Here is a 19,843-nt window from a genome sequence, read left to right as displayed (position 1 = left end):
GCAAGACATTTCAGCGTTGCAGAACGGGGAATTTTGCGGGGCTTTCCGAAATAATCTGCCTGTTGGCTCAACTGCCATGATTACGGAATGTAAAACGGGGAAACATGGCGCCGATTTGCGCCACCGTGTGCGCCGCCGGATAGCCGTGCAGGGGGCGCCCGGACAGTGCCGCATCCGCGCAGCCTTCGGCGCGGAATTGCTGCAGCACGTAGTTATCGACGCCTTTGGCGGCCAGGGTGGCGGCCAGGGCCAGCAGCTGCTCGTCTGGCAGCAGGTCCGGATGGGTGGTGGTGCGGCATTCGTAGGCGACGCCGCTGGCGAGGATGGCGTCCAGGCAGGCGCGCGCCGGGTCGCCGCTGCCGGCCACGCGGGTCACATGTCGATAGTCGGCAAACGGCGCCTTGATGTCGAAACCCACCCAGTCGACCAGGGGCAGCACTTCCTGCAGGCGCTGCGGATAGATGCAGGCCGTGTGCAGGCCGATGCCGAAACCCAGTTCCCTGACGTCTTGCATGGCCCGCCCCAGCGCCGGATCCATGCACGCTTCGCCGCCGCTGAAGACGACGGCGTCGACCAGGCCCGTTCTGCGGCGCAGCCAGGTCAGGACGTCTTGCCACGGCATGGCGCCTTCCGGCGTGCGCGCCTGCAGGTGCGGATTGTGGCAATAGCCGCAACGCCAGGGACAGCCCTGCACGAACACCACCGCCGCCAGCTTGCCGGGATAGTCGGTGGCGGAAAAGGGCGTCAGGCCGCCCACCTTCAATTCAGCCGCCATGGCAGGCGGGCTGGCCAACCCGGGCGCTCGCTTCCGTAAAATACTGGCGCTCGTGGAATTCGCCCTGCTTGCCGATGTTGAACGAGGCGACGGGGCGGTGGTAGCCCATCACGCGGGTCCAGATTTCGCAGCGCTGGCGTTCCGTATCGAGCAGGGTGATGGCGGGAGTGAAGTCGGGACGTGCATTCATGGCGTTTCCTTGAGTGGGTGAGCAAGATCGGATTGTTTGCGGGCGATCAGTTCCGCATCGCAGGTGGGGCAGAATTCATGCTTGCCGGCCAGGTAGCCGTGGCGCGGGCAGATGGAAAACGTGGGCGTGACGGTGATGTAGGGCAGCGAAAAGCGGCTCAGCGCGCGTTTCACCAGTTCGCGGCAGGCGTTCGCGTCGGACAGTGCTTCCGTCATGTACAGGTGCAGCACCGTGCCGCCCGTGTATTTGCGCTGCAGCACATCCTGTAATTCCAGCGCCTCGAACGGGTCGTCCGTGTGGCCCACGGGCAGCTGCGACGAGTTCGTGTAGTACGGGTTGTCGGCGGTGCCCGCCTGCAGGATGGCGGGAAAGCGCTTGCGGTCTTCGCGGGCGAAACGGTACGTCGTGCCTTCGGCCGGCGTCGCTTCCAGGTTGTACATATGGCCCGTCTCTTCCTGGAAGGCCACCATGCGGGCGCGCACGTGGTCGAGCAGGCGTACGGCCAGCGCGTGGCCTTCTGGCGTCGTGATGTCCCAGGCGTCGCCGCTGAAATTGCGGATCATCTCGTTGATGCCGTTCACGCCCAGGGTGGAAAAGTGGTTGCGCAGGGTGCCCAGATAGCGTTTCGTGTAGGGGAACAGGCCTTGCTGCATCAATTCCTCGATGGTGCGGCGCTTGATTTCCAGGCTGGTCTTGCCCAGCTCCAGCAGGCGGTCCAGGTCGGCCATCAGGGCTGGCTCGTCGCCGCGCCACAGGTGGCCCAGGCGCGCGCAATTGATCGTCACCACGCCCAGGGAACCCGTCTGCTCGGCGGAACCGAACAGGCCATTGCCCCGTTTCAGCAGTTCGCGCAAGTCCAGTTGCAATCGGCAGCACATGGAACGGATCATGTTCGGCTTGAGTTCCGAATTGATGAAATTCTGGAAGTAGGGCAGGCCGTAGCGGGCCGTCATTTCGAACAGACGTTCGGCATTCTCGCTATGCCAGTCGAAATCCTCGGTGATGTTATAGGTGGGAATGGGGAAGGTGAAGACCCGGCCCTTGGCGTCGCCCGCCATCATGATCTCGATGTAGGCGCGGTTGATCATGTCCATCTCGGCCTGCAGCTCGCCATAGCTGAAGTCCATCTCCTGGCCGGCGATGACGGGAATCTGCTCGCGCAGGTCGTCCGGGCAAACCCAGTCGAAGGTGAGGTTGGTGAACGGCGTCTGTGTGCCCCAGCGCGAGGGAACGTTGAGGTTGAAGATCAGTTCCTGCATGTACTGGCGCACGTCTTCGTAGCGCAGGCTGTCCTTGCGGATGTAGGGCGCCATATAGGTGTCGAAGGAGCTGAACGCCTGCGCGCCGGCCCACTCGTTTTGCAGCGTGCCGAGAAAATTGACGATCTGGCCGATGGCGCTCGACATGTGTTTCGGCGGACCGGACTCGATCTTGCCCGGCACGCCATTCAAGCCTTCGTGCAGCAGGGTGCGCAGCGACCAGCCGGCGCAATAGCCGGCCAGCATGTCGAGGTCGTGGATGTGCAGCGCCGCTTCGCGGTGCGCCGCGCCCACTTCCGGCGGATAGACCTGGTCCAGCCAGTAGTTGGCGATGACCTTGCCCGACACATTGAGTATCAGGCCGCCCAGCGAGTAACCCTGGTTGGCGTTGGCGTTGACACGCCAGTCGCGCCGGTCCAGGTATTCATTGATGGACGCGGCGACATCGACCTGGCCGCGTGTGGGGGAAACTGCATTCGTCGTCATGAAACCTCCAATAAACACAACATGCGGTGTTTTTATGGAGATTAAACACTAAATATAGTGGCGTCAAAGGGCGCGTGCAGTGGCATGACGAATCCTTGATGCAGGTGAAAAAAGCGCCCCCGTTTACTTTTTCAGGCGGCCCTGGCGCAGGATGAAGGCGCTCGCGGCGAAGTAGGCGGCGCCGCAGACGGCGATGCTGAGGATGGAGGCGGGCAGCACGTGCGCCCAGATTTCCCGCGCCGAGAAGGTGCTCCAGCTGGCCACGCGCGCGTCGAACGTGACGTAGTTCGCCAGCAGCCAGTAGACGGCCAGCAGTCCCGTGCAGATGGCGGCCTGGCGCGTCACGGGCATGGCGCGGCGCGCGAAGACGGCTTGCAGGAACAGCAGCAGCACGCCCGGATACGCGCCCAGTACTTCGGGCGACAGCACGGAGAGCGCCTCGGCGTCGTAGCCTTCCGTGGGCGCGGCCCACTGCACCTGCAGCACGGTGAGGAACAGGGTGAGCAGAAAGATCAGCAGCGGTTTGCGGGGCATGGCGGGCAATCGAAGAGGGAGAAAAGGGGGCATTTTACAGCCAGGTCAAGCAAGTTGAACGCGCACCAGCCATGCATGCATTCCTTCACCTGCGTCAAGGACTGGGCAGCCTGGGCGGGGATATAGTCTGCACCCTGAGCCGATACAGGACTGTGAACACCATGATGCTTGAATCAACCACCGCCACCCGCGTGGCCGGACCGCTGGAACTGGTCTGCCCCGCCGGCAGCCTGCCAGCCTTGAAAGCGGCCATCGACAATGGCGCCGACACCGTTTATCTGGGTTTTCGCGATGCCACCAATGCGCGCAATTTCGCCGGCCTCAATTTCGACGAGAAGGCCATCGCCGAGGGCGTGCGCTACGCCCACCAATATGGACGCAAGGTGCTGCTGGCGCTGAACACCTATCCGCAGCCGCACAACTGGGCCGTGTGGCGCAGCGCCATCGACCGCGCCGCCGATGCCGGCATCGACGCCATGATCGTGGCCGATCCGGGCCTGATGGCGTATGCGGCCCAGCACCAGCCGCAGCTGCGCCTGCACCTGTCCGTGCAAGGTTCGGCCACCAACTACGAAGCCATCAATTTTTACCATGAACACTTTGGCATCGCCCGCGCCGTGCTGCCGCGCGTGCTGTCGATGGCGCAGGTGGAGCAACTGATCGCCAAGACGGAAGTCGAGATCGAGGTGTTCGGCTTCGGCAGCCTGTGCGTGATGGTCGAAGGGCGCTGCGCACTGTCGTCGTATGCGACGGGCGAGGCGCCGAACACCCACGGCGTGTGCTCGCCGGCGAAATCCGTGCGCTGGCTGGAAACGCCGAACGGGCTCGAATCGCGCCTGAACGGTGTGCTGATCGACCGCTATGCGCCCGGCGAAAACGCCAGCTATCCCACCCTGTGCAAGGGGCGTTTCGAAGTCAACGACGAAGAGTATTACGCCATCGAGGAACCGGCCAGCCTGAACACCTTGGCGCTGCTGCCGCAACTGATCGCCATGGGCGTGCGCGCCGTGAAGATCGAAGGGCGCCAGCGCAGCCCCGCGTACGTGGCACAGGTCACGCGTGTGTGGCGCGAAGCGATCGACGCCTGCCGCGAAGGCAATGCGCGCTACGCCGTCAAGCCGGGCTGGATGGCGGCCATGGACAAGCTGGCCGAAGGCCAGCAGCACACATTAGGCGCTTACCACAGATCTTGGAAATAGAGGATGAACATGCTGAAGCTTTCACTGGGCCCTTTGCTGTACTACTGGCCGCGCGCCACCGTCTTCGAGTTTTACCAGCAGATCGCCGGCACCGCCGTCGATATCGTCTACCTGGGTGAAACCGTCTGCTCGCGCCGGCATGAGGTGCGTCTGGCCGACTGGCTCGATATCGCGGACATGCTGGCCGCCGCCGGCAAGGAAGTGGTGCTGTCGACGCAGGCGCTGATCGAGGCGGGAGCCGAACTGGCGACCCTGCGCCGCATCACGGGCAATGGCCGCTACGGCGTCGAGGCCAACGACATGGGCGCCGTGCACTGCATGGAAAAGGGCACGTCCTTCGTCGCCGGTCCCCATTTGAACCTGTTCAATGGCCCCAGCCTGCAATTGCTGGCGCGCCTGGGCGCGCGGCGCTGGGTGATGCCGCTGGAAATGGGGCAGACGGCGCTGGCCGAGATGCAGCGCCAGAAACCGGAAGGACTGGAGACGGAAGTCTTTGCCTACGGCCGCATGCCGCTGGCGTTTTCCGCGCGCTGCTTCACGGCGCGCAACCGCAACCTGCCGAAGGACGATTGCGGCTACAGCTGCCTGGAAGAGCCGGATGGCCTGCTGCTGCGCACGCGCGACGAAGTACCCTTCCTCGTACTGAATGGCACGCAGACGCAGTCGGCGCTGGTCTACAACCTGGTGCGCGAACTCGACGCCATGCGCGACATGGGCGTGGCGGTGGCGCGCATCAGCCCCCAGGCCATGCATACGGAACAAGTCATCGCCATCTTCGACCGCGCCCGCCGCGGCCAGGTCAGCGGCATCGGCGCCCAGGCCCAGCTGGCGGCCTGCCAGCCGGCCGGCGCCTGCGACGGCTATTGGCACGGCCAGCCCGGCATGGAACAGCACGCAGCCCATTGAACGCCTCGAAAGGAAGCACCATGCAAGATCAACTGGAAAGATTGCCCGTCCCGGCGCCGGTCCCCGCCCGTCCCGGCATGAGCAAGCCCGCAGTGTCGTACCGGCTGCCGGAACCGCTGGCCGAATTGCTGTCCAAACTGCCCCCGTATCCCGCTTCGTGGCTGTTCGTGCAGGGCTTGAACCGCCTGCTGGCGCCGCAATTGCCCGACGACGTGCGGCGCAGCCTGGAAGGGCGCAGCTTGCGCTTGCGGCTGCTGGACGCGGGCATCGCCTTCGACTTCGAGTGGCAGGGCACGGTGTTCGTGGCGGAGCGCTATGCGGACGTGCCGGACCTGTGCATCGCCGCCAGCGTGCATGATTTGATGCTGCTGGCGCGGCGCCAGGAAGATCCGGACACGCTGTTCTTCAGCCGCCGTTTGAGCCTGGAAGGCGACACGGAACTGGGCTTGCTGTTCAAGAATACGCTCGATGCCATCGAGTTGCCGCCATTCGACCTGCAGGCGCTGGGGCCGCGCCGCGTGTTGGCGCATCTGCGCGACCGGGGCGCGCGCGAAGGCTGAGCGAAAAAAGGGAGGGCGGGCGCTCAATGGCGTTCAGTGGCGGCAGTGGCCGCAGGCGCCGCTGCACGAGGCCAGCTGTTCTTCATCCGTCGCCTCGCCCATGAAGCCGGCGTCATTGACGGCGGCCAGCAGGCGTTCCTGCGTGGCCAGCCGCTCGTCGAACTGCACCGTGGCGCCGTGGCGCGCCAGCGAGACGCACACGGTGGCCACGCCCGTGACGGCCTCGAGCGCGCCCGTCAGCCTGTCGGCGCAGCCTTCATGATCCATTCCGATAATATTCAAGCGTGCTGTCTGCATGGGTTCCTCTTGTTTTTCAGATAAAAAAACAGCGTAGGCGAGCCATGCGCATGCCGTCCAGAGCAGCACGCAAGATTTATTTTGTATTTGCGGTTTTATTGATCTGGATTAATCCCCAGCCCTGCGGGTCACCTTGAAAGTGCTGTTGTTTTGTACACAGTTGCCGTATTCCAGTCGACAAGCGTGTCCTGCTGCGCGATACTGTCATTCTGATAAGAACGCTATGACAGCGCTGGAAAGGAGGGGCCATGCAGCGCCGCCCCCTGCTCAAGCTTGCCGCCCTGTGGCCATTGGGCGCGGCCGCCGGCGCGCCGCCGCTGCCGCTCGTGTATCCGCGCCACCAGGCGCTCGATGATCCGCAGCAAGGCTATGTGACGGCCTTGCTGCAACAGGCGCTGGCCCGTTCGGGCCAGGCCTATGCCTTGCGCCGCTCCGAACTGCGCATGGTGCAGACGCGCGCGATGCAGGAAATTGCCACTGCGTCGGGCGGTGTCGACGTCGTCTGGGCCATGACGAGCCGCGCGCGCGAAACGCAATTGTTGCCGGTGCGCATCCCCATCGACCGCGGCCTGATCGGCTGGCGCGTGGCCCTGATCCAGGCCCGCCAGCCGCAACTGCTGCGCGGCGTGCGCAGCATCGCCGCCCTGGCCCGGCTGTCGGCCGGCCAGATGCGCGACTGGCCCGACTCCGCCATCCTGCAGGCGAATGGCTTGCGCCTCGATACCTCGAGTACCTACGAAGGCCTGTTCCAGCAACTGGCGGCAGGGCGCATCGATTACTTTCCCCGTTCCGTGATCGAGGCGCAAAGCGAACTGGCCAGCCATGCGCACCTGCCGCTGGCGCTCGACGCCTACCTGGTCATCCGCTACCCGGCCGCGCTGTACTTCTTTGTCGGCCGGCACAGGCCGGAATTGGCACGCCACATTGCAAGGGGATTGGAAAGCATGCTCGCCGATGGCAGTTTCGCGCAGCTGTTCCAACGCCATTTCGGCCGCCTCGCGGATGGCTTGCAGCTTTCCCGGCGCCACGTGCTGGAGCTGGCCAATCCCGACTTGCCCGAGGAGACGCCGCTGGCGCGCAAGGCACTTTGGTATCGTCCCAAACATTACTAATAATCTTATTGATCAATGTCAAACAGTGGCTTCAATCGTGCGCCCGATGTTTGATGAAGCGCAAAGCGAGTTCAACAGAACACCTGTTGACACTTATTAAATTTTCGCCGAACATAATTCCACGTTGCAACTTTTTCCCAGCACAAGCGCTTGCCGCAGGTGTCGTGCGGGAGCCGTGCGCCCGTTCCACAGCCAGCTGCCGCCAGCCGCCGAACGCGCTGTCCCCTTGTCACCATCCGTTATCTTTTCGAAGGTTCGTCCATGCTCGATTCGATCACGTCCGTATTGCACCAGGTGCCGGAACTGGCCCTGTTCCTGGCGCTGGCGCTCGGTTACGCGGTAGGGCAGATACGCTTCGGCCCCATCCAGCTGGGCGGCGTGTGCGGCACCCTGGTCGCCGCGCTGCTGATCGGCCAGCTGGGCATCACCCTGGACGCCAGCGTCAAGAATGTCTTCTTCATGCTGTTCATCTTTGCCCTCGGCTATGCGGGCGGTCCCCAGTTCTTTGCCAACCTGAATGCCAAGGGCTTGCGCCTGGGCCTGCTGTGCCTGATCGAAGTGGTGGTGGTGCTGGCGCTGGTGCTGCTGGCCACGCGCTTCCTTGGCCTGGACCAGGGCACGGCGGCCGGCATGATGGCGGGCGCGGCGACGGAGTCGGCCGTCGTCGGCACGGCTACGGACGCCATCTCGAAGCTGGCGCTGCCGGCCGCCCGCATCGCCGAGCTGCAGGCCAACGTCGTCACCGCGTATTCCATCACGTACATTTTCGGCTTGATCGCCATCGTCATCGTCACCAGCCAGATTTTTCCTCTGTTGCTGCGTGTCAATTTGCGCGAAGAAGCCGATAAGTTGTGGGAAAAGATGGGCGGCGCGCAGACCGACGGCGATGGCGTGCAGGCCACGCCGGAGATGGTGGGGCGCGCCTACCGCATCAGCCGCGGCGCGGGACGCCGCCTCGACGCCTTGCAGCATATCTTTGCGGGCCGCGCCAGCATCACGCGCGTGCGCCGGCATGGCAAGGTCTTGCCCTTGGAGCCGGCATTGCGCTTGCGCAATAACGACGAAGTGCTGGTGATCGGCCACCGTCCCGCGCTGGTGGCGGCCGAAGCCATCCTGGGCGAGGAATTTGCCGATACGACGGGCTTGAACATGGCCGTCTCCGCCGTCGAAGTGGTGCTGCAGCAAGCCGCGCTGGTGGGCCAGCCCTTGCGCCAGCTGGCCTTGCCCTCCGGCGTGCACGTGGCGGCCGTCGTTCGTGGCGAGCACAGCATGCCGCCCTTGCCGGATCTGGCCCTGCAGCGCGACGACGTGCTGCGCCTGTACGGCACGACGGAAGGGCGCGAGCTGAACACGGCGCTGGCCGCCATCGGCAAGCGCGTGCCCACGGGCGACCGCAGCAATATCGTCTACGCCAGCATCGGCATCGTGCTGGGCGTGTATATCGGCGGCTTTTCCGCCAAGCTGGGCGGCATCCCGTTTTCGCTGGGCACGGGCGGCGGCGCCTTGCTGACGGGCCTCGTGTTCGGCTGGTACCAGGCGCGCAAGCCGGGCATGCAGGGCATCCCCTCCAGCGCGCTCGACATGATGAAGGATATCGGCCTGGCCACCTTCATCGCCTGCGTGGGCCTGGCGTCGGGGCCGCAGGCGATCGATTTGATCCGCCAGTACGGCCTGTCCTTGCCGCTGATGGGGGTATTGATCGCCGTCATCCCCGCCTCGCTGTCGCTGCTGGTGGGACACTTTTTCCTCAAGCTGGAAGCGCCCGTGCTGCTGGGCGCCATCGCCGGCCAGCAGTGCAGCACGCCGGCTCTGTCGGCCGTGCAGAATGCGGCCGGCAATTCCACGCCCTTGCTGGGCTATACGATTACCTATGCCATCTCGAACGTGGTGCTGCCCCTGCTGGGGCCGCTGATCGTGGCCCTGGCAGGGTCGGTGCACGCATGAGCAGCCAGCAAGGGCAAACGCAGTAAAGAATTCCTTCAACACGAAAGGCGGTCCGCATGGAATGGTTGCATGAGTTATTCAAGAAGTCGCCTGAAATTGCCTTGTTTCTCTCCCTGGCAGTGGGTTACTACATCGGCAAGATCAAGTTCGGCTCGTTTCAGCTGGGCGGGGTCGCCGGTTCACTCCTGGTGGCGGTGCTCGTCAGCCAGGTGGGCGTCGCCATCGATCCCGGCGTGAAATCGGTGCTGTTCGCGCTGTTCATTTACGCCGTCGGCTATGAAAGCGGGCCGCAATTCTTCAATTCCCTGGGCCGCCAGTCGGTGCGCGAAATCATCCTGGCCGTCGTGCTGGCCGTGACGGCGCTGCTAACGGTGGTCATCCTGGCCAAGGTCTTTGGCTTGGACAAGGGCCTGGCGGCCGGCGTGGCGGCGGGCGGCTTGACGCAGTCGGCCATCATCGGCACGGCCGGCGACGCGATCACCAAGCTGGGCCTGGCTGCCGACGAAGTGGCGCGCCTGCAGGGCAACGTGGCCGTCGGCTATGCCGTGACGTATGTGTTCGGCTCGTTTGGCGCCATCATCGTCTGCGTCAATATCTTGCCGAAACTCATGGGACGCACCATCCGTGAAGATGCGATCAAGGCGGAAACGGCGCTGCAGGCGGGCGTGCAAGTGCTGGGGCCGGGCCAGACGCCGGCTGCGCCCGACCTCATCGGCCGCATCTACGACGTGGGTCCGGGCGCTGGACGCTCCGTGGCGGACATCGAAAGCGCCCATCCAAGCACGGCCATCACCATCGAGCGTGTGAAACGCAATGGCCAGATCATCGACGTCAGCCCGGACCTGGTGCTGGCGGCCGACGATATCGTGCTGCTGGTGGGCCGGCGCGAAGCCATGCTCAGCGTGTCTTCCCAGCTGGGCAAGGAATTGCTGGCCGTCGAAGGCATGGAACTGGTGATGCAGCGCCGCGACATGGTGCTGACCAACAAGGCTTACCACAACAAGACGGTGGGCGAAATCCGCAGCGCCACGGCGCCGGGCGTGCGCCACGGCATCTTTGTCGTGCAACTGAGCCGCATGGGCAAGATTCTGCCCATGCAGGCGGAAACCGTCGTGCAGACGGGCGACGTGGTGACCATCTACGGCGCCGAGCAGGACGTCAAGCGCGTGGCGGCCGAAGTGGGCTACATGATCGTGCCGAGCGCCAAGACGGACTTCGTCTACATGGGCGCTGGCCTCGTCGTCGGGCTGCTCGTGGGCTTGCTGGTGGCGCGCATCGGCTCGATTCCGCTGACCTTGGGCAGCGGCGGCGGCGTGCTGCTGTCGGGCCTGGTATTCGGCTGGTTCCGCGCGAAGCGCCAGACGTTTGGCTACATGCCCAGCGGCGCCGTGCAAATCCTGAAAGACCTGGGCCTGGCCGGCTTCGTTGCCGTCGTCGGCCTCACGTCCGGCCTGCAAGCCGTGCAAACCGTGCGCGAACACGGTCTGACCCTGTTTGGCGTGGGCGTGGTGGTGACCATCCTGCCGATGATCTTGACCATGCTGATCGGCCGCTACATCTTGCGTTATGACAACGTCGCCATCTTCGCGGGCGCCTTGTCCGGCTCGCGCAGCGCCAATCCCGCGTTCGGCGAAGTGCTGAACGCGGCGCAAAACTCGATTCCCACCGTACCGTTTGCCATTACGTATGCCCTGGCCAACGTTTTCCTGACCTTGCTGGGGCCGCTGATTGTGGCCTTTGTCTGAGTCGGGCGTATTTGCAGGACCTAAGCCGCCTGTGCGGGGCTTTTCCCATATTGTCAGTTGATAAGGAGTCGTTGAAATGGATTTCAGTAACCCAAGCAAACTCGCGCTGTTGAGCCCCTTCGAATTGAAGGATGCGCTGATCCAGACGGCCAAGCAAAGCAACCGTCTGATGCTCAATGCGGGCCGCGGCAACCCGAATTTCCTGGCCACCACGCCGCGCCACGGCTTCTTCCAGTTCGGCCAGTTCGCCATGACGGAAGCGGAACGTTCCTATGTGTACATGGATGACGTGGGCGGCTTCCCCACGCGCGACGGCATCGAGGCGCGCTTCGAAATCTTCGTGCGCAAGCATGAAGGCAACCCCGGCGTGCATTTCATCGAGGCAGCCATGTCGTATGTGCGCGACCAGCTGGGCCTGGACGCGGGCGACTTCATTTACGAGATGTGCGAAGCCATTCTCGGCTGCAACTATCCCGTGCCTGACCGCATGCTGCGCCTGTCCGAGAAAATCGTCGGCCAGTATATTCACCGCGAAATGATCGGCGACCATCCGTTCGTCGGCAACTTCGACATGTACGCCGTCGAAGGCGGCACGGCGGCCATGACGTATCTGTTCGCCAGCCTGAAATCGAACCACATCATCCAGGAAGGCGACACGATTGCCTTGGGCATGCCGATCTTCACGCCGTACATCGAGATCCCCCAGCTCAATGATTACAAGCTGAACACCGTGCATATTGATGCGCCGCAATCGAACAATTGGCAATTCACAAAGAAAGAGCTGGACAAGCTGCTGGACCCGAAAGTCAAGGCCTTCTTCCTCGTCAACCCCAGCAATCCGCCATCCGTCAAGATCGACGATGACACCCTGGAATACATTGCCAAGATCATCAAGAAGCGCCCGGACCTGATCATCCTGACCGATGACGTGTACGGCACCTTTGCCGACAACTTCGTCTCGCTGTTCGCCATGTGCCCGTACAACACCATCCTCGTGTATTCATTCTCGAAATACTTCGGCGCGACGGGCTGGCGCATGGGCGTGGTGGCCACGCATGAGAAAAATGTACTCGACGACAAGATTGCCAAGTTGCCGGAAACCATCAAGAAGCAGCTCGATGCGCGCTATCACTCCATCACGACGGAGCCGCGCGAGCTGAAATTCATCGACCGCCTGGTAGCCGACAGCCGCACGGTGGCGCTGAACCATACGGCCGGCCTGTCCACGCCCGTGCAGGCGCAGATGACCTTGTTCTCCCTGTTCTCGCTGATGGATGAAGAGCAAAAGTACAAGCAGTCGATGAAACGTATCGTGCTGCGCCGCAAGGAAGCGCTGTACCGCGAACTGGGCTTGCCGATGGTGCACGACGCCAATTCCGTGCGCTACTACCACCTGCTGGACATGGAATCGCTGGCCGCGCAGATGCATGGCGTGGAGTTTTCGCAGTGGCTGCTGAAAAAGCTCAAGCCGAACGAAGCGCTGTTCCGCCTGGCCGAGGAAACGGGCGTCATCCTGTTGCCGGGCCGCGGCTTCGGCACCACGCACCCGTCCGGCCGCGTGTCGCTGGCCAACCTGAACGAATACGACTACGCCAACATCGGCCGCGCCATCCGCAACATGGCGTCCGAGTTCTTTGCCGTATTTGAAAAGGAAAAAGAGAAGGGCGGCAAGAAGGCGAAGAAGTAATTCGCCGGGTAGCTGCTTGAGCTCAACGGGCGCCCCGCAAGAGGCGCCCGTTTTTGTGTATCCGCCGCAGTAAGCAATAGTGCAGGCTGGAATAGACATCCGTAGATATAATTGCTATTGTGAAAGTATAAACATGGCAACCCCGTGCTTTCCCCTCATTCATTGACTGGACGCTACATGGGCAGATTGCAAGGACACTTATCATTATTGCTGGCGGGCGCGCTGGGCGCGGCCATGCCCGCCCTGGCGCAGTTGCCGGCCGGCGCGCCGCTGACATTCAACGAAGCGCTGCAGCAGGCGGCCCAGGCTTCGGGCGCCGTGCAGGGCGCCGCGCTCGACGTGCGCGCCAAAACCCTCAAGGCGGAGGCGCTGTCGAATATCGATGGTCCTTCCGTGGACTTGACGGCGTTTCGCGGCCGTTTGTCGACGGATTTGAGCATCGACACGAGCGGCTTGTCCGGCGTGGTGGGCGGCATCGAATCCGTGCTGCCGCCCATTCCCGGCTTGCCCACGCCGCACATTCCCAATTCCCTCAACCGCGAAGTGGTGACGGATCTGACCTCGTTCGGCTTGCTGGGCATGTGGCCCATCTACACGGGCGGGCGCCTGGACGCCGTCAAGGGGCTCGCATCGAGCCTGACCCTGGCCGCGCAGGCGGAGCGCACGGAAGCGGAAGAGCAACTGGCCACCCTGGTGGCGCAGCGCTATTTCCAGTTGCTGCTGGCAAAAAGAGTGGTGGCCGTGCGGGCCGAAGTGACGGCCGGCGTGACGCAGCACCAGCGCGACGCGGCCAAGCTGGAAAAGGGCGGCCTGATTTCGCGCGCGGAACGCTTGCGCGCCGACGTGGCCCTGGACAGTGCCCGCAGCGACGAAGCGCAGGCGCGCAGCGACGAGGAAATCGCCCAGGTGGCGCTCGATCGTTTGCTCGCCGTCAATACGCAAGTGCGCCCCAGCACGCCGCTGTTCGTCAACAGCTTGCCGGTCGGCACCTTGCAATCGTTCATCAGCACGGGCATGCGCGAAAATGCGAACTGGAAAAAGATCGACAGCAAGCGCGTGCAGGCCGAGCAAGCCTTGAAGCTGCATGGCAAGGAATACGCACCTACCGTGTTTGCCATCGGTAACTACAATTTGAACCGCGGCAATGAAAAGCTCGTGCGCTCGAACTGGGCCGTCGGCCTGGTCGTGTCCGTACCCCTCGTGCATCGCATCAATACGGGCAAGATGATCGCCGCCGCCAAGCTGGACCAGGAGCGGGTGGAAGTGGTGGCGCGCCAGGCCGAGCGCGACATTCCCACCCTGATCGAAAAGAATTGGCGCGCGCTGGAAAACGCCCGTATCCAGTATCTGTCCACGGCTTCGTCGGTGGAGCTGGCGCGCGAAAATATCCGCCTGCAAACCGTGGCTTTCCAGCAAGGGCAAGTGACGTCGCTGGAGGTGGTCGACGCGCGCCTGAACCTGGCAAAGGTGGAAACCCAGCGCGCGCAGACGGCCTATAACTATGTGATGGGGCTGGCGCAATTGCTGGAAGCGACGGGCGAGACGCAGCGCCTGGGCAGCCTGGCCGCCGCGGCCGATATCCAATTACCTGTGGACAAATAATAATGAGCACCTCCAAAAAACCCTTGGCCATAGTCGCCGCCGTCATTGTCCTGGCCTTCGTGGGCTGGGGCTTGTACCAGGCCTTCCAGCCGCAGCGCTTGCCATTGCAGGGACAGATGGATGCGCAGGAAGTCAATGTGTCGTCGAAAGTGCCGGGCCGGGTGGGCGAGCTGTACGTCAAGCTGGGCCAGACGGTGCCGAAAGGTGAGCTGCTGTTCCAGCTGACGAGTCCGGAAGTGGATGCGAAGATCGCGCAAGCGACGGCCGCCACGCAAGCGGCCGAAGCCGTGGCGCACAAGGCGCAAGCGGGAGCGCGTCCGGAAGAAATTGCGGCTGCGAAAGCGAACTGGGAGCGGGCGCAAACGGGGGCCACCATCGCCAAGACCACGTATACCCGCGTCAACAATATGTTCGAACAAGGCGTGATTGCCCAGCAGAAACGTGATGAGGCGCAAGCGCAATGGCGCGCCGCCGACCAGCTGGCCCAAGCGGCCCGCGCCCAGTTTGATATGGCGCAAAAGGGCGCCCGTCCCGAAGACAAGACGGCCGCCGCCGCCCAGGCGCGCCAGGTGGGCGCCGTACTGACGGAAGCGCAGATCGCGCTGGCCGAGACGAAGATCGCCGCGCCGGTGGCGGGTCAGGTCAGCAAGATCCAGATCCAGCCTGGCGAACTGGCGCCGCAAGGTTTCCCCGTGATTACCCTGGTGAACCTCGATGACGCCTGGGCCGTGCTGCAAGTGCGCGAAGATGAAATGGCGGCGTTTTCCATGGGCAGCACGCACACGGCGAACGTGCCGGCCTTGAAACAGCAACTGAGCTTCAAGGTCAGCTCGGTTGCCGTGCTGCCGGACTTCGCCACGTGGCGCGCGGCCCGTCCGGGCGGCACGGATTTGCGCACGTTTGAAATCCGTTTGCGTCCCGCCATCAAGGTCGAAGGCTTGCGTCCGGGCATGTCGGTTGTGTTCCCGCCGCTCTGATAGCCGATGAGCGAGATTGACAAAGAGCAGCCGGCGGCGCTGGCACGCGAGTGGCGGCGGCTGCGCGGCGACTTCTGGGACTTCGGCATGCTCAGCTGGATTCCTGTCGTGCTGTGCGGCATGCTGTGGCTGGTGTTTTCCGCCGGCATCGCGCGCGACTTGCCCATCGTCGTCATCGATAACGACAATTCCACCCTGTCGCGCCAGCTCACGCGCTGGCTCGACGCTTCGCCCGGCATCGATGTGGCGGCGAAAGTGGCGTCCAGCGATGAAGCCCTGCATCGCTTGCGCGAACGCACGGCGTTCGGCTATCTGCTGATCCCGAACGATTTCGAGCAGAAACTGCTGGGCGGCCGGCAAGCCACCGTGCAATGGCTGTACAACGCGCAGTTTTCCTCGCACGCGGGCGCCTTGCTGCGCGACGTGCGCACGGTCAGCACGACCTTGTCGGCCGGCATCGAGATGACGGCGCGGGTGAAAAAGGGTATGTCGGGCGTGCAGGCGGCGGCTCAGTTCGAACCGATACGCACGACCTTGAACAGTTTGTATAACGAAAACATCAGCTATGAAGCATTTTTAACGTTGGCGCTGATGCCGGCCATGCTGCAGATTTTCATCGTCGTCGCCGTCGTCACGAGTATCGGACGCGAGTTGCGCGACGGCACGGTGCCACAATGGCTGGCCTCGGCCCACGGCAGCTGGCTGCGCGCCGTGCTTGCCAAGCTGCTGTTTCCCCTCGTCGCCTACTGCGCGCTGGCGCTGCTGTACTTGCTGTTCTTCAGCCTGGCGCGGGATTGGGCCGTGGCGGGCAGCTTGCCGGCATTGCTGCTGAGCATGCTGTTGCTGGTGCTCGCGTATTGCGGCATGGCCACCTTGCTGATCGCCGCCACCCTGTCCCTGCGCCTCGCGCTGTCGGGCGCGGCCTTCATCACGGCGCCGGCCTTTGCGTTTGCGGGCCAGGCTTTTCCCTTGATGGCCATGCCGGCGCCAGCCCGCGCCTGGGCGGAAGCCTTGCCGCTTACGCATTATCTGCAGCTGCAAACGAAATACTGGCTGGCCGGCGCGCCATGGCGCTATGGCGTGCAGGAAATGCTGATACTGGCCGGCATCGCCATCGGCTGCGGCGCCGTGGGCGTGTTCCTGTTGTCGCGCCGCGCGAATGCGCCTGCCGCCTGGGGACGCACATGATGTGGCCAGCCTTTGTCGCCACCTGGCGCGCCATGCTGACGGACAAGGGCGCGCTGACCTTGCTGTTCATCGGCGGCATGATCTATTCCTTCTTCTATCCGCTGCCGTATTCGACGGAAATCGTCCAGCGCGTGCCCGTGGCCGTCGTCGACCAGGACCGCAGCGCCATGTCGCGCCAGCTGACGCGCTTCGCCATGGCCCACCCATCGCTGCACGTGGTCGCCGTCACGCCGGACTTGCCCGTCGCGCAGGATTTATTATGGCGCGACCAGATCATGGGCGTATTGATCATTCCCCATGGTTTGCAGACGGACGTGCTGGCCGGCCGCGCCGCCCACGCGCAAGTGGCGGGCAATGGCTTGTATTTGATGCTGAACAAGGTGGCCCTGAACGGGCTGGCCGAAGTGGTGGGCACGGTGTCGGCCGGTATTGAGCTCAAGCGTTTGGGCGCGGGCACGCCGTCCACCATCCAGGCCAGCCAGCAGCGCTCGCCCATCGCCTTCGACGCCGTGCCCCTGTTTAACGTCAAGGAAGGCTATGGCGCCTATGTCGTGCCGGGAGTGGCTACTCTCATTGTGCAGCAGACTTTGCTGATCGGCATGACCATGCTGTTCGGTACATGGTACCAGCGCAAGGCCTTCCCCGTGGCGGGCAGGCGCACGGCGGGCGGGTATATGGGCATGCTGCTGGCGTTTGCCTGCGTGGCGTTTTTGAACTGCTGCTATTTCTTCGGTTTCGTCTTCTGGTTCCAGGATTACCCCCGTGGCGGCAACTTTGGCGGCATGCTCTTGCTGCTGGTGCTGTTCTCGCTGTGTGAGGCAGCGTTCGGCATGTTGCTGGGCATGCTGTTCCGCACGCGCGAGCGGGGCACGCAGCTGATGATCGCCACCTCGATGCCCGTGCTGTTCCTCGCGGGCCTGACCTGGCCCGTGTCGTCCATGCCCGTCGTGCTGCAATGGCTGCGCTGGCTGCTGCCATCCACGGCCGGCATCCAGGGCTTTGTTGCGCTTAATCAAATGGGTGCCTCGCTGTATGAAATCCGCCATGAAGTGGCGGGCTTGCTGGCCTTGCTGGTCGCTTGCGTGGCGCTGGGCTGGTGGCGCTGGCGCGGGATGGAGGAGACTGTTGTCGATTTGAACAAGGCGTAACTGGGCCGATATGCAATAATTTCGTTTCCACATTAAATAACAACGCCTGACAAAAACCGTAGCGAGCGGAAGGGAGTTGCGGCCGAGAAGCGCAACTGTGCGAATGTACAGTGAGCATCGCAGGCCGTAAATACCGACGCGCAGTAGGTTTTGACAGGCGTTAGCCAATCATGTCAGCTTTTAATCTGTTCCAGCGCCTGTCCCAGGCCCCCACCAAACCCAAGGCGGCGCCCGCCGCGCGGCAGTTCGACGTGGCGGACCTGTACCAGGGGCCCATCGCGCTGGGAGCGGAAGGCGAGGCGCAAGCGCGGCCGTTCGATGAAAAGCTGCGCCAGGCGTATTTCTGGATCGTCAACCACGCCATCATCAGCCCCCATTACGATATCGAATACAACGATGGCCCGTCGCAGACGTATGCTGTGGGCGACAGCCGCCGCACCCTGAATTTGCCGTCGGCGCAAAGCTATTCCAGCTTCATTTTGCTGCCCCTGCTGACGTTCGCCACGCGCCGCAAATGTCTGTTCGTTGGCGGGCCGGGGCGTGGCAAGACGGCCAGCGCCCTGTTGATGGGCGTGCTGGCCGGTTCCACCGTCAAGGAAGTCAAACGGGCCATGCAGCATGGCCACCCGCAGATGACGGTGGCCGACTTGCTGGGCAATCCGCTGCCGGCGGACCTGGTGAACGCGCAAAGCATGGACGACATTCGCATCGCCTGGCGCGCCTGGCTGGGCATGCGCGTGAAGATCGTCGATGAGTACAACCGCATCCCCACGCGCACGCAAAGCGCGCTGCTCACCGTCATGGGCGACAATTACGCGGAAGTGCTGAACCATATTTACGAATGTCCGGAAGCGGCCTGGTATCTGACGGCCAACGATGACCAGGGCGGCGGCACCTACCAGGTGATCGAAGCGCTGCGCGATCGGGTCGATGTGACGGTGCAGGCGCTGGCCTTCAACCCCCGCTTCCTGAATGAACTGCTGCTGCGCGTGGAGGAAAACGTGCGGCCAGAAGAACTGGTGCCGCCCGATATCATCTTTACGGAAGCAGAGGTCGATCAAATTGGCGAATCCATCCGCCAGGTGGCCGTGCCCGAAGCCGTGCGGCGCCGCCTGGAATTCTTCGCCAGCCAGTTCGAGCTGTTCGAGACGGCGGGCGGCCAGTTCGAATACATGACCAAGGATACGGCCCGCCTGGCCGGTGCCGACCGGGGCGCCGCGCAGGCGGCGGACAATGGGCGCGATCGCCTGAAGGACCTAGGCTGCCAGACCTTGAATGGCATTTCCGTGCGCACCCTGATGGCGCTCTTGATCTATGCCAAGGCCATGGCTTATTTCCGCGGCAATGGCGAGGTGGAGCTGGAAGACTTGCGCCAGGTGCTGCCGTTCGTCCTGCATAACAAGCTGCAGCCGGACCCGGATGCGCCATTTTTCGCGCTGCCGGAAAACGCCGCCTATCGCAGCGACAGGCTGGGCTGGCTGCGCCGCCTGTTCGATTTGTCGAACGATGAATTCAACCGCCTGGACCTGGACCGCGACGACCCTGTGGGCGTGCTGTCGGCCGAATTCGACCTGGGCCTCGATGGCGTGAGCGAGCGCGAAACCCTGGCGCGCCTGAACCGCATCGAAAAGCTGATCGGCGAACGTACCAAAGGGAGAAAACTGTACGGGCCCCTGTATGACGATTTGTTGAAGCTCAAATATCTGCACCAGCGCTATACGAATTACCGCAGCTGGCTGCGTTCGCAATGAATGACGCACTGAATATCGACCATTGCCGCGGGTTTCTCGACGCCCTGGCCATGTTGAACAGCGAGGCCAGCGACCTGTGCGCAAGCTATGAGCTGCAACGGCTGCCCGACGCGCCGGACCTGCTCACGGCGCTGGGCTTGCGGGTGGAAGATTACACCCTGAATGTAAGCACCCCGGCGCGCGCGCTGCCGGCGCCCTTGTGGCAGATCACGGTGGCGCCGTGCGGGCGCGCGCACCTGGAGCAGGTGTGCCAGCGCTGGTTCTTTTCGTCGGATCACATGCGGACGGCGCCGCCGGACCGTTTCCGCGCCTGCCTCGTCAACGCCTTTCTCGACGCGCTGGACATGTCGCTGGCCGGATTCACTATGCATATCGTGAAGATGACGCCGCCGGGTGTCTGGTATGCGATCCACTGGGACGAGATCGCGTTTGAATCAGGGGATGAGCGCTATCTGCTGCATTTTTCGCACAGCGATTGAGGAG

At 63.4% G+C, this 19,843-nt stretch carries 18 protein-coding genes; 13 read left to right on the top strand and 5 right to left on the bottom strand.

What is annotated here, in order from left to right:
- Positions 1-67: 67 nt before the first annotated feature.
- The 4 genes from O0879_RS08520 to O0879_RS08505 all read right to left on the bottom strand — a co-directional run bounded on the left by O0879_RS08520 (position 68) and on the right by O0879_RS08505 (position 3,244).
- A complete protein-coding gene (locus O0879_RS08520; protein WP_289915925.1) occupies positions 68-775 on the bottom strand; it encodes an anaerobic ribonucleoside-triphosphate reductase activating protein in 708 nt (235 codons plus the stop codon).
- Complete coding sequence (gene nrdD, locus O0879_RS08515; protein WP_092712624.1) at positions 765-965, bottom strand: anaerobic ribonucleoside-triphosphate reductase; 201 nt, start codon at positions 963-965, stop codon at positions 765-767. Before nrdD ends, O0879_RS08520 begins: the two co-directional genes overlap by 11 nt.
- On the bottom strand, positions 962-2,710 hold the full coding sequence (locus tag O0879_RS08510) for a ribonucleoside triphosphate reductase (RefSeq protein ID WP_289915923.1): 1,749 nt from the start codon (positions 2,708-2,710) through the stop codon (positions 962-964). Before O0879_RS08510 ends, nrdD begins: the two co-directional genes overlap by 4 nt.
- Before the next feature lie 123 nt (positions 2,711-2,833).
- Complete coding sequence (locus tag O0879_RS08505; protein ID WP_289906700.1) at positions 2,834-3,244, bottom strand: hypothetical protein; 411 nt, start codon at positions 3,242-3,244, stop codon at positions 2,834-2,836.
- Between the two features lie 164 nt (positions 3,245-3,408).
- Between O0879_RS08505 and O0879_RS08500 the strand changes: the two genes are divergently transcribed.
- Genes O0879_RS08500 through O0879_RS08490 form a run of 3 tightly spaced genes read left to right on the top strand, consistent with a single transcriptional unit; the run spans position 3,409 to position 5,909 of the window.
- The gene (locus O0879_RS08500; protein WP_289916171.1) at positions 3,409-4,443 is read left to right on the top strand and encodes a peptidase U32 family protein; all 1,035 of its coding nucleotides are present in this window, start codon (positions 3,409-3,411) and stop codon (positions 4,441-4,443) included.
- Positions 4,444-4,452: 9 nt separating this feature from the next.
- A complete protein-coding gene (locus O0879_RS08495; protein ID WP_034783050.1) occupies positions 4,453-5,349 on the top strand; it encodes a U32 family peptidase in 897 nt (298 codons plus the stop codon).
- Between the two features lie 20 nt (positions 5,350-5,369).
- The gene (locus O0879_RS08490; RefSeq protein ID WP_289899053.1) at positions 5,370-5,909 is read left to right on the top strand and encodes an SCP2 sterol-binding domain-containing protein; all 540 of its coding nucleotides are present in this window, start codon (positions 5,370-5,372) and stop codon (positions 5,907-5,909) included.
- A 33-nt stretch (positions 5,910-5,942) separates the two neighbouring features.
- Here O0879_RS08490 and O0879_RS08485 read toward each other — a convergent pair whose 3' ends face one another.
- Positions 5,943-6,206 (bottom strand): heavy-metal-associated domain-containing protein, encoded by a 264-nt coding sequence (locus O0879_RS08485; protein WP_077402408.1) that lies wholly within the window; start codon positions 6,204-6,206, stop codon positions 5,943-5,945.
- A gap of 248 nt (positions 6,207-6,454) precedes the next feature.
- On the opposite strand from O0879_RS08485, the gene O0879_RS08480 reads away from it, so the two are divergent.
- The 10 genes from O0879_RS08480 to O0879_RS08435 all read left to right on the top strand — a co-directional run bounded on the left by O0879_RS08480 (position 6,455) and on the right by O0879_RS08435 (position 19,839).
- A complete protein-coding gene (locus O0879_RS08480) occupies positions 6,455-7,318 on the top strand; it encodes a transporter substrate-binding domain-containing protein (protein ID WP_289915920.1) in 864 nt (287 codons plus the stop codon).
- A 261-nt stretch (positions 7,319-7,579) separates the two neighbouring features.
- On the top strand, positions 7,580-9,262 hold the full coding sequence (aspT, locus tag O0879_RS08475; RefSeq protein ID WP_289915919.1) for an aspartate-alanine antiporter: 1,683 nt from the start codon (positions 7,580-7,582) through the stop codon (positions 9,260-9,262).
- 56 nt (positions 9,263-9,318) lie between these two features.
- Complete coding sequence (aspT, locus tag O0879_RS08470; protein ID WP_099664622.1) at positions 9,319-11,007, top strand: aspartate-alanine antiporter; 1,689 nt, start codon at positions 9,319-9,321, stop codon at positions 11,005-11,007.
- Positions 11,008-11,083: 76 nt separating this feature from the next.
- Positions 11,084-12,694, top strand: coding sequence for a bifunctional aspartate transaminase/aspartate 4-decarboxylase (locus tag O0879_RS08465; RefSeq protein ID WP_099664621.1), 1,611 nt, complete (start codon positions 11,084-11,086; stop codon positions 12,692-12,694).
- Positions 12,695-12,871: 177 nt separating this feature from the next.
- Complete coding sequence (locus O0879_RS08460) at positions 12,872-14,296, top strand: TolC family protein (protein ID WP_289899050.1); 1,425 nt, start codon at positions 12,872-12,874, stop codon at positions 14,294-14,296.
- A 2-nt stretch (positions 14,297-14,298) separates the two neighbouring features.
- Positions 14,299-15,273, top strand: coding sequence for an HlyD family secretion protein (locus tag O0879_RS08455; protein ID WP_251351118.1), 975 nt, complete (start codon positions 14,299-14,301; stop codon positions 15,271-15,273).
- 6 nt (positions 15,274-15,279) lie between these two features.
- On the top strand, positions 15,280-16,461 hold the full coding sequence (locus O0879_RS08450; RefSeq protein ID WP_289915917.1) for an ABC transporter permease: 1,182 nt from the start codon (positions 15,280-15,282) through the stop codon (positions 16,459-16,461).
- Entirely contained in the window at positions 16,458-17,609 is a 1,152-nt protein-coding gene (locus tag O0879_RS08445) for an ABC transporter permease (protein ID WP_289915915.1), read from the top strand. The genes O0879_RS08450 and O0879_RS08445 overlap by 4 nt, the downstream gene beginning before the upstream one ends.
- Before the next feature lie 170 nt (positions 17,610-17,779).
- The gene (locus tag O0879_RS08440) at positions 17,780-19,360 is read left to right on the top strand and encodes an AAA family ATPase (RefSeq protein ID WP_289915914.1); all 1,581 of its coding nucleotides are present in this window, start codon (positions 17,780-17,782) and stop codon (positions 19,358-19,360) included.
- Positions 19,357-19,839: a hypothetical protein gene (locus O0879_RS08435; RefSeq protein WP_289915912.1), complete on the top strand. Its 483-nt coding sequence runs from the start codon at positions 19,357-19,359 to the stop codon at positions 19,837-19,839. The genes O0879_RS08440 and O0879_RS08435 overlap by 4 nt, the downstream gene beginning before the upstream one ends.
- Positions 19,840-19,843: the final 4 nt, after the last annotated feature.

The organism is Janthinobacterium sp. SUN120 (assembly GCF_030397735.1).
In the GTDB taxonomy this organism is placed as follows: Bacteria; Pseudomonadota; Gammaproteobacteria; order Burkholderiales; family Burkholderiaceae_D; genus Janthinobacterium; species Janthinobacterium kumbetense.
Note: the sequence above shows the minus strand (reverse complement) of the source record. Positions and strands in the feature narration are given on the sequence as shown.